Source organism: Enterococcus sp. DIV0660C (assembly GCF_017316125.1).
GTDB lineage: Bacteria > Bacillota > Bacilli > Lactobacillales > Enterococcaceae > Enterococcus_B.
Genome location: NZ_JAFLWA010000019.1, coordinates 179,317 through 188,439, shown reverse-complemented (window position 1 = coordinate 188,439; position 9,123 = coordinate 179,317). Strand labels below are relative to the sequence as shown.

General features: G+C 36.1%; 11 protein-coding genes. 1 reads left to right on the top strand and 10 read right to left on the bottom strand.

Features of this window, described 5'->3' with window-relative positions; translation table 11 throughout:
* Positions 1–96, top strand: a 96-nt coding sequence (gene rpsT, locus DOK81_RS05990; RefSeq protein ID WP_206909309.1) for a 30S ribosomal protein S20, incomplete at its 5' end; no start/stop codon positions are given.
* Positions 97–279: 183 nt separating this feature from the next.
* On the opposite strand, the gene holA is transcribed toward rpsT, so the two are convergent.
* The 10 genes from holA to DOK81_RS05940 all read right to left on the bottom strand — a co-directional run bounded on the left by holA (position 280) and on the right by DOK81_RS05940 (position 9,102).
* Positions 280–1,323, bottom strand: coding sequence for a DNA polymerase III subunit delta (gene holA / locus DOK81_RS05985; protein ID WP_206909308.1), 1,044 nt, complete (start codon positions 1,321–1,323; stop codon positions 280–282).
* Between the two features lie 34 nt (positions 1,324–1,357).
* Complete coding sequence (locus tag DOK81_RS05980) at positions 1,358–3,658, bottom strand: DNA internalization-related competence protein ComEC/Rec2 (RefSeq protein ID WP_206909301.1); 2,301 nt, start codon at positions 3,656–3,658, stop codon at positions 1,358–1,360.
* On the bottom strand, positions 3,645–4,127 hold the full coding sequence (locus DOK81_RS05975) for a ComE operon protein 2 (RefSeq protein WP_206909300.1): 483 nt from the start codon (positions 4,125–4,127) through the stop codon (positions 3,645–3,647). Before DOK81_RS05975 ends, DOK81_RS05980 begins: the two co-directional genes overlap by 14 nt.
* 18 nt (positions 4,128–4,145) lie before the next feature.
* Positions 4,146–4,811, bottom strand: a complete 666-nt coding sequence (locus tag DOK81_RS05970) for a helix-hairpin-helix domain-containing protein (protein WP_206909298.1) — start codon at positions 4,809–4,811, stop codon at positions 4,146–4,148.
* Between the two features lie 208 nt (positions 4,812–5,019).
* A complete protein-coding gene (locus DOK81_RS05965) occupies positions 5,020–6,063 on the bottom strand; it encodes a SepM family pheromone-processing serine protease (RefSeq protein ID WP_206909296.1) in 1,044 nt (347 codons plus the stop codon).
* Positions 6,053–6,544 (bottom strand): pantetheine-phosphate adenylyltransferase, encoded by a 492-nt coding sequence (coaD, locus tag DOK81_RS05960; protein WP_206909294.1) that lies wholly within the window; start codon positions 6,542–6,544, stop codon positions 6,053–6,055. The genes DOK81_RS05965 and coaD overlap by 11 nt, the downstream gene beginning before the upstream one ends.
* Positions 6,541–7,101 (bottom strand): 16S rRNA (guanine(966)-N(2))-methyltransferase RsmD, encoded by a 561-nt coding sequence (gene rsmD / locus DOK81_RS05955; protein ID WP_206909292.1) that lies wholly within the window; start codon positions 7,099–7,101, stop codon positions 6,541–6,543. The genes coaD and rsmD overlap by 4 nt, the downstream gene beginning before the upstream one ends.
* A gap of 124 nt (positions 7,102–7,225) precedes the next feature.
* Positions 7,226–7,564, bottom strand: a complete 339-nt coding sequence (locus DOK81_RS05950) for a YlbG family protein (protein ID WP_206909291.1) — start codon at positions 7,562–7,564, stop codon at positions 7,226–7,228.
* Positions 7,554–7,985, bottom strand: coding sequence for a YlbF family regulator (locus tag DOK81_RS05945; RefSeq protein ID WP_206909306.1), 432 nt, complete (start codon positions 7,983–7,985; stop codon positions 7,554–7,556). The genes DOK81_RS05950 and DOK81_RS05945 overlap by 11 nt, the downstream gene beginning before the upstream one ends.
* Positions 7,975–9,102, bottom strand: coding sequence for a CAP-associated domain-containing protein (locus DOK81_RS05940; RefSeq protein WP_206909290.1), 1,128 nt, complete (start codon positions 9,100–9,102; stop codon positions 7,975–7,977). Before DOK81_RS05940 ends, DOK81_RS05945 begins: the two co-directional genes overlap by 11 nt.
* Positions 9,103–9,123 lie beyond the last annotated feature (21 nt).

Genomic DNA, 9,123 nt, shown 5'->3' with positions numbered 1-9,123 from the left:
GTTAAAGCAATCGATATGGCTGAGTCAAAAGGTCTAATCCACAAAAACAAAGCTAACCGCGACAAATCTCGTTTAAGCAAAAAAATCGCTAAATAGTAAAAGAATCGGCTGAGGCCGATTTTTTTATTTGCTGATTTGACAAACAAGGGAGGGACAAAACAAACATGTTTTGTCCCTCCCTTGTTTCTTTGCCTCGTTTACTTGTTGAAGAGGACAAATAACGTAGCTTTCACGCACTTTTTGCTCCACAAACCTTCTTATGTTGAACCAAGCTTCTGTCTACTGCCTAACTAATTGTCCGGCTTGCAAAACAAATAGTTGGAAACTTAATTCTTTATCGATCTGCCCCGTTTTGATCTGATAATCTAATTCCACCAATTGATCAAATAATCGTACCAACAATCCTTCGTCAAAACGACGAACTTCTTGCATCGCTAGTTTGACTCGATACGGGTGAACCTTTAACGTTTCTGCAATATTTGCTTGCTGATAGCCGATTTTGATCAAGAATTTTGTTTGTAATAATAAGCGTAATTGCGCCAATAAAATAGCATTTATTTTGATTGTTTCCTCACCTTGTAAGACCAGATCTTCATACAATCGTAATGCTTGTTCTGTATTTCCAGTCAGCACGTATTGTGTCATATCAAAAAGATTATGCTCCAGTGTTTTAGGCACAAGCTGTTCCACTTCTTTGGACGTGATTTTCTTTTGATCTTGTGCAAAAAGCATTAATTTTTGTAATTCTCGCATCAACTTCGATAAATCCAAATCCGTTAATCGTAAAAACAAATCAATCGCGTAACGATCCATCGCGATTTCTGAATTATTTAACGTGTTTGTCAAATATTGACGAACTTCTTTTTCATTTAGTTGCTTCACATCAATGATGATTGCAGTCTTTTTCAGCTGCTTTGTTACTTTTTTTCGTTCATCTAGCTTTTCGTATGGTGCAAAGAAAACCAACACAGTTGATTCTAATGGTGCCTTTAAATAATCGACTAATAAATCTGTATTTTGCTCACTCCCATTATTCACTTTCTCACCAGTTAAAAAATAAGGATTTTCTACGAATACTAATCGTTGTTCTCCAAAAAATGGTAGAGTTTCCGCCTCTGCGACTACTTCATCCAAACTAGTATTTTCCATATCAAAACTCAAAAAGTTTAAATCATCTTTACTGTCAACTTGTATTTTTTTTAAAATTTCTTCTCGCACTTGATCTTGTAAAAATTTTTCCGTTCCTAAAACTAGGTAACAAGGTTGTAATTTTTCTTTGCGAATTTTTTGTAAGTCTGCCTGCACGCTCAAATTATTCACCACTTTCAAAACTTATCCTACCATTTCAAGAATTGAATTACCAGCTTTCCATCGTTTGTATTTTCTCTGTTTCATCGAGTGGTTTCCAAAGAAAACGAACCATTCCTTCTTCATCTGTTCTATGGTAGGCAATACGCTGTTTCGTTAAATTTGTTAGCACTTCTTGGTGTGGATGTCCATATAAATTGTTTGCTCCACAAGAAATGATGGCTAATTTTGCTTGAAGTTGTGTCATCAATAAAGGGCTAGTTGAAGTTTTGCTACCATGGTGTCCTAATTTAACAACATCTGCTTTTAAAAAAGGATATCGCTTCCCTACTTTTTCCTCTGTCGTCTGATTTAAATCCCCTAAAAATAAAAATTTCCGACGATTGATTTCTGCTAAAAGAACAACAGAGTCCTCATTTTTTCCCTTTCCTTGCTTCAAAGGTGCTAATACATGCAGTTCAAAATAACTAGTGATTTCTTGCCCTGCACTGATTTCTTGAACAGTGATTCCTTGCTTCTTCAGTCGATTCAGCTGATTTTTGACTTCTTTCGTCTCCCCAGCTCCTTTACCAATAAAAATAGTTTCAATGGTAAAATGTTTTGCTAAATTAGCCAGTTCGCCTACATGATCCGTATCATCATGAGTCAAAATCAATTGATGAATGGTTCTGATTCCTTGGCCTTTTAAGAACGGCACGAGATTATAATCAGAATAAGCTTGCTTTGGACGCTCTTGCCACTTTTCTTTCTTAAAAGATAACTTCCCTCCTGTATCAATCAAAACATTTTCTCGTCCATTAGGTGCCTTTAAAAGGATACTGTCTCCCTGACCAACATCAATAAAAGTTACTGAGGTTGTCAAATCAAACTTCGTCCCATGATACAAAGCAAACGGGACAAAAAATGAAAGGATCATTCGCTTAAACAAATCATATTTTCGAAAGGAAATGGTGTGAAGAAATAAAAGATAGCCAATAGCTAACCACAAAAAAACAATAGCCGGGCGTCCAATGATCAAATTTCCAAAGGTCAGTTGCTTCGTCAATTGCTCCAAATAACCTAGCCCATCATCTAAAACAAATAAAAAACTGCTTGGTAGATAATTATGTAAAACGAAAATACTAACCACAAGTGGTAATAATAGATATTCAAATAACGGTAAAAAGAGTAGTGTCAGAAACATCCCAAAAATTGGCCATTGAAAAAAATGCCAACTGGTTAGTGGCATCGTGACTATGCTAAAAATAGTCAACTTCATCAAATACTGGAAGATGCCTTGCTTTCTTTCATATAACGGCAAAATAATAAACAAAAAACTGAACCAAAGACTTAATTGACCTCCAATTTGATAAAGTGTCAAAGGTTCAAGCAACAACAATAGCCACATAACAACTGCGAAACTATCCATTGCAGACAATTGTACCCTAAAACACTTTCCTACTAAACGAAGTAAAAATAAGAAACTCGCACGTAAAATTGATACTGAGCCTCCAGCTAGTACAACATAACATAGTGTGACAACAAACATGAAACAAGTATTTTTTTGAACGGTCCCTCCCAGTCGTCTAAAAACATAATACATCCAGCCTAAATAGACTTGGATGTGTAGTCCTGATAAACTAAATAAATGAAGCAAGCCCGTATCTTGGTATACTTCTTGGGAGTCACTAAAAATCGCATCTTTGTAACCAAATAGTAAAGCATTGATATATACCCCTAATTTCTCTGGAAAATGCTTTTTGACATACAGAATTCCCGTCGCTCTTTTTCGTTGTAAAAAATTATGCCAAGTATGATGTATTATGATTCTCTTTATTTTTTGAATCGTAAATTTTCCCATTATTCGTTGGCTCTTAAAATAAGCAGTTTGATCAAAATTATAAAGATTTCGTGCTCGTTCAGGTTCTTTGAATTCACCGTTTACCCATAAAATAAAAGCTTTGCCTCTAAGGTTTTGAATCTTGATCAGTTCCTCTTCAGACTGGGCTCGATAACTCAACTGAATTTTTTGCTGTTTTTCATCCATTAAAGTTCCAATAAATGTAATCAAATCACCCGATTCACGCATTGTATCAGTATTGATCATAAAGCTACTGGAGGTGGACTCTCTTGATTGAATCGTTGGTTTTTCTAAAAACAAACAGGAAGAAAAAACCAGAGCGCCACAAACTAAACTTAAAAACAAAATCGAACGATCTTCTTTTAGACAAATCCAGAAAAAAAGGCTGACAAAAATCAAACGATATTGCCAGCTTTCTGTATAGTAACTTAAACTAATCAAGCCAGAAATCACCGCAGGAAAAATCAAGCGATTTTGGACAAGACAAAATTTTAAACTAAACGCGTTCACCTGATAGCTCTTTTTGTAATTTAGAGAAATAGGCCGAATCTAGTGATACTTGGTGGATCGATGCACCCATTTGATCAATCAATGAAAGTGCATAAGCATCATTTCGGTAATCATGTAGATAATTGATTTTAGTAATACCAGCTTGTAACAATGCTTTCGTACAAGCCAAACATGGGAAATGGGTAACATAAATCTCTGAACCTTCAGTGGGGATTCCTAGTTTTGCACATTGAAGTAAAGCATTCATTTCTGCGTGAATCGTTCGCAGGCAATGTCCATCAACAATGTAACAGCCTTCATCAATACAGTGAACATCGCCGCTTACAGCGCCATTATATCCACCAGCAATGATGCGTTTTTCTCTAACCAAAGTCGCTCCGACTTCTAATCGCGTACACGTACTGCGCAAAGATAATAATACAGATTGGGCCATAAAATATTGGTCCCAAGGAATTCGATCATTGCTCATTTTCTTCACCTCTGTGAGTTAGTCTATTGTTATTGTAACGAAGTTTCTTAGTTTTTCAACCGTCTTTTCCCCAATTCCCGATATTTCTTCTAGCTCTTCTACTGATTTGAAATACCCATTCTCTTCACGATAGTTGACGATGTCTTGTGCCTTCTTTGCTCCTATCCCTGATAATTCTTGCAATTCCGAAATATCTGCCGTATTGATATTGATTTTTGACTCCGTAACAGTTGGTGTTTGGTTCTGTGGCTGATCCGGACTAGCCTCACCGATTTTCGGAACATAAATCAATTGTTGGTCCACCAACTTCGCAGCAGAATTGAGTTGACTAGTATCTGCATCTTCTGTCAATCCACCAGCTTTAGTTAATAAATCTTGTACACGTTGGCCTTGTGTCACAGAATAAACACCTGGGTATTTAACACTTCCTTTGATATCCACATATATTTGTTCAACTGTGTTACTCTGTTCTTCGGCTGTCGTCTCAGTAGTTAGAATCGTTTGGTCTATCGTTGCTGCTGAAGGTGTTTTTACTGTATTTGCTTGAAAAAAATAAATTCCTCCACCCAAACAAATCAATATCAATCCGAAAAAAAGACTGACCACTCGTTTAGGTGATTCGACAAAGTTATGATAGATCTGAGTTAATTGTGCTTTCAACGATGCAACTACTTGTGCCAACATTTAGAAATCACTCCTTTCAACTGTTTTTTGTGTTGCCTTTTTGCTAGTTGGTATTTCCCTATTCATAATTACTTACGTCAAAATGAAACTTTATTTTTTTATTTCGTAATTTTTTCCAACTCTCATCGTTCTTCATGAATTTGTTTTTCCAAAAAAAAAAACGAAAAGTCCGGAACAAGTTGTCCGAACTTTTCGTTTAGTGTCTAAATCAGCTCATCTTTTTTAGATAATCTAACGCATCTTGTACCGTTTTAACAGGAACGATTTTCATCTTACTGTCCAGTTTTTCAGCAGCAGCTTTCGCTTCTTCATAATTTGATTTGAGCTCTGGATACTTTTTCTTAATTGCAGGATCAAGCGTATCATCTGGTGCAAAGAAAATATCCATGCCTGCTTGATTTGCACTGGCAACCTTTTTATCAATTCCGCCAATTCGCCCAACTTCTCCAGAACTGTTGATTGTACCCGTTCCAGCAATTGCTTTTCCTTGTCGAAGATTACTTCCTGTCACCTGATCGTAGATTTCTAAGGTAAACATCAGTCCTGCTGAGGGGCCGCCAATTGAGCCCGCGTTAATCTTCACTTTTGTATCAGATGAAATTTCTGTATGGTCTGTCAGAGTAATCCCAATTCCTGGTTTTTTATCTGTAGATAACTTTATCAAGTCACCTGTTGCTTCTTTTTCTTCTCCATCATGTAAGAAAGTCACCGTTACACTTTGGCCAACTTCTTGACTTTTGATGTACTTCATAAATTCTTCAGAGCTTTTAAAAGTTTTGCCATCTACTTTTGTTACGGTATCTCCAACAGCTAATTTACCATAAAAATTCGATTTTTTTTCGACGCCCATCACATACACACCTTCAAACTTCATCGTATACGATTGATTTGCCAATTTAAGTGCTTGCTCGATTGCCGCATTTTGTGAAGATTCCATATAATACTTTTGCATCTGATTGTACTCTTCACTCGTTGCTCCGCCCGTTAATTCTTCTTTACTAATGATATCTTCAAAATCAGTGAATTTTGCCTTGACTGCTAATAGCCCTGTCGCTTGACGAATCCCTACAGAAGTTAAGGAAAACGAACCTGATGACTCATCTGCTTTTCCATTAACTGTAATCAGTTCTTTTAAATTGATTGTTGCTCCTGGTGCTTCAATATAAAATGGCAATGGGACTATTACAAAGGCTGCCACTGCTAGCCCAATTAGTATGATAAGAACACTTTTGATCCATGGTTTAAACTTCATTTTGATCCTGCTTTCTAGCTAAAGCTTCGTTGATTACTGGTGGTAAATAACTACTTACATCACCATTAAAATAAAGGACTTCTTTTAATAAACTTGAACTAATATGGCTATACTCAGGTTTTGCTAAAAGAAAAACTGTTTCTAAGTCACTGTTTAAGTGGTGATTCATTTGAGCAATACCTCGCTCATACTCAAAATCTTTCACATTTCTAATTCCGCGAAGTAAGGCTTTGACACCTAACTCCTTTGCTGTTTCTGCCGTTAACTGATGTTCTTGGTGAATCACACGAACATTCGGCAAATGCGCGACAGCTTTCGTAATCAATGCCACTCGTTCTTCTGCAGAAAATAAACTTTTCTTTGAGGTGTTAACAAATACGCCAACAATGACTTCATCAAATAGTTCAGCACCCCGTTCAATTGTATCAAGATGTCCCATAGTCAATGGATCAAAACTCCCAGGAAATAATGCACGTGTCATGCTTTCGCCTCATTTCGATAAATAGTTACAGCAGTAATTCCATAATTTTGCTGTCTGATTTGTGTTAAACTTTCAATCTTTTCGGGAAGTTCAACCGTTTTATCCGTTTCACATACAATGATCGCATCTGGCTTGATCAAGTGAAGTTGAAGCATTTTTTCGATTTGATCCACAATTTTTTGTTTTGCGTAAGGAGGATCTAAAAAAAGAAAATCAAATTGTTCCTTTTGGTTTGCTAATTGTTCAATTGCACGATCAGCATCCAGTTTCAATGTAGTAAATTTTTCTGGTTCTTTGGTGATAGCAATATTTTCTTTGATAATCTTCAACGCTTGATAATTTTTATCTACACAAACAGCGTGTGAACAACCTCGTGAAATCGCTTCGATTGCTAAACCACCACTACCAGCAAATAAATCTAATACTCGTTCACCATCAAAGTATGGACCAATCATATTAAAAATGGATTCTTTGACTTTATCAGTTGTCGGTCTGGTATTTGCACCAGCCAAACTTTTTAATCGGCGTCCACCGTACTCTCCTGAAATAACTCGCATATACTCACTCCTTGTTTCTCGCTTTTATTAGTATACCAAAACCTGACAAAAAAAGGACTGCAAGTCACCAAACAATTTCTTAGTAACTTACAGTCTTCATTCTTTTTATCTGTGAATGTCTGACTTAAATATTTTCAGCTAAACGAATTTCTGTACTTAGTTCTTCGATTTCAAAGCCGTCTTCTTTGATTGCGTCTTTTGAACCAATCTTTTCTGCAAAATTCATTTCGATATCTGGACGATAAGAAGGTTCGACTCGTCGAACAAAATGAAGTTTTTTGATTCTTTCTTGTGTTTGTTCAAATGTTTCTTCATTTAAGTAAAGAACAACATATTTCATTCTTCTTGAAACGTAGTGCAGTAACCCAAATTTCTTCAGGTTTTTTAATTGTTTCAAGCTATACACCCAAACAATTATTCCACGGCGCTTAGTTATTTCAAAGTTCGTTTTATCAACTTGCATGACAGTTTCCTCCACATCCAGCATGTTTACTTGTTTCAAAAAATGGACTACCTGCATCAATTTTGATTTCACTGGAAATCCCACGTGCAAGATGTTGTCCTATCTCATCCAAGATTCCTTGTAATTGTGTTTCATTTACCCGAAACTCTGACACTTCATCCGTTAAGTCTAGTTTTCTTTTCGCCGCTCTGACTGCGCGTTGTTTTTCTCGAAAATCAGGCGCATATTTTCCATAATCAGCAATTTGCTCAAAGCTAGCTTTTTTCGCTAAAAAATCTTTTTTTAGCTCTTCCACTTCTTCAGAGTGATTCATGTTTTGTTTGCTTATAAGATATGCACGAAATGTTTCACTTTCACGAATGCGCTGAACCAATTGGTGACATTGATCTTCTAAGCAAAATAATTCTTCATTAATGATCACTGCTATCACTACTTTCTTCCTGCTCTTCTTGCAATAAGACTAACACATTTTCTTTTGAAAAGGCAATTGCTAATGTGTCAGCAGATTCACTCATAAAACGTTCGTGCGTATAGGGATCACTGTACCACTGCAAAAAAGAAAATGTCGGGTCAATCATCGGATGTGTAAACAAGCCAGTCGTTTGTTTCAACTGATTTTTTTCCAAAATATCGATCAATTCATCGCTAGTCAAAGAGAAACGTTTCATTATTTTAGAAGAAGCTGCTGCTGTCTGCCATTCCTCTAATCGTTCTTGCGTTAAATAATCTTCTGGTTTAGTCAAGAAACTTGATAAAACAAGTTTTGTTTTCTCTTCGAAAAGTAATTTCTGCTGATAAGCAGGTAAATAATCTTCTTCTCTTAATTGATTAAGTAAATTGGCGCTCTTTTGCTCTTTTACCCGATTGATTTTATCCCAGTCTGCTTCTTTATCTAGTTGATAGGTTGGTAGATTGCTACCAAAAACTTGATAAGGAAGTAACTTCAACAAGCTTTCTTTATCCAAATAAGTTACTGCAAACAGACCATTTGTTGTTTGATCAAAAAACATAATTGCAAAAGTATCATTATCAAAGGCAATCAAAGGGCGATAATTCATGTCTTCTTCCATCAATTCGATCCCGATTTCTTCTTTTTGATAATCAAATGTAAAATTCGTATAAATAGTTGTAAAAGCTGTTAAATCTTGCATCGTCATTCCAAAAGAAAATGGTGTAATCTGTTCGTTTGCGCTTTTTAGCACTTTAATAGTTTTCACCTTGTCCTCTTGGACATTCGCTTCCAAGAGAAGCTGATTTTTAGCATCTTGATAATATCTGATTTCAAAACCAAATCCACTGGCTAGTCGATCATCTGCACGGCCAAAATCCGCTTCAAGTTTGCTAACCGGTTGGTCTATGTACGTGGAAAAACCGGTCGCTTGAAGCTCTTGGTATTTCCACGTTGTCATTTGATTTTCTTCTATTTGTTGGGTTCGATCATTTTTGATTTCTGTCTTAGGTGGAAAGAAAACAGGCTCCATGTAAAATGCTACAACTACCAGAAAAAAGATGGCAGTAAACAATCCTACTCTTTTCACTTTTTTAATTCCACCCTTCGC